The sequence below is a fragment of the Bradyrhizobium sp. GW821-FHT12B03 genome (assembly GCF_058807535.1).
On sequence record NZ_JBXAQU010000054.1, the window covers coordinates 1 to 1,184 of the forward strand.

Here is a 1,184-nt window from a genome sequence, read left to right on the forward strand (position 1 = left end):
TGCTCGCTATTGGCGCGGGCCCGGACCAGCTCGACGACGGAGAGCTGCGGGATCGCAAAGCGGTCGCCGGCGGCTTCCACGATCAGCGCGGAGACGATGGCGAGCGTCAGCGGGATCTTGATGGTGACGGATGAGCCCTCGCCGGCCACCGACTTGATGTCGATGGTGCCGCCGATCTGGTCGATATTGGTGCGCACCACGTCCATGCCGACGCCGCGTCCCGACACCGAGGTGATGGCGGCAGCGGTCGAGAAACCCGGCGCGAAGATGAACTTGTGGATCTGGGCTTCGCTCATCTTCTCGAGCTCGGCCTCGGTGACGAGGCCGGAAGAGATCGCCTTGGCCTTGATCTTGTCGGTGTTGAGACCGCGGCCGTTGTCGGCGATGCAGATGATGATGTGGCCGCCCTCGTGATAGGCGGACAGGCGAATGGTGCCCTGCTCGCCCTTGCCGGAGGCCAGACGCTCGGCGGGGGTCTCCAGGCCATGATCGGCGGAGTTGCGCACCATGTGGGTGAGCGGGTCCTTGATCAGGTCCAGCACCTGGCGGTCGAGCTCGGTGTCGGCGCCGTGCATCTCCAGCTCGATCTGCTTGCCGAGTTCGCTGGAGAGGTCGCGGACGATGCGGGGCAGCTTCTGCCAGGCATTGCCGATCGGCTGCATGCGCGTCTTCATGACGCCTTCCTGCAGCTCGGCGGTGACGTTGGAGAGGCGCTGCAACGGCACCTTGAACTCGGTGTCCTCGTTGCGCCTGCTGATCTCCAGCAGCTGGTTGCGGGTCAGCACCAGCTCGGAGACCATGGTCATCAGATGTTCCAGCGTATCCACGTTGACGCGGATCGACTGGTTGGCGATGCGGTCGCCTTCGGCGGCAGCCTCGTCGGCCATCGACTTCTTCGGCGCGGCCTTCTCCTTGGGCGCCTTTGCAGCTTCCTTGGCGACGGGCGCCGGGGCTTCCGCAACCGGCGCAGGTGCGGGCTCGGCCTTGGCGACCGGCGCGGGGGCCGGCGCTTCGATCGCGGTCTCGCGGAAGGCGCGCTCGAGCTCGTCGAGCGAGACTTCGCCCGGACGCAAGGGGCGCTCCAGGGTCTGGTCGATCAGCGTGCCTGAGGTCATCTCCTTGGCGGGCGCGGGCGCCGCGGCAACCGGGGCTTCCGGCACCAGCGGCGGCGCTTCAGCAACGGG

General features: G+C 67.5%; 1 protein-coding gene. It reads right to left on the minus strand.

Features of this window, described 5'->3' with window-relative positions:
• On the minus strand, positions 1-1,184 hold a 1,184-nt coding region (locus AC1RUR_RS38315), incomplete at both ends, for a chemotaxis protein CheA (RefSeq protein WP_492853339.1).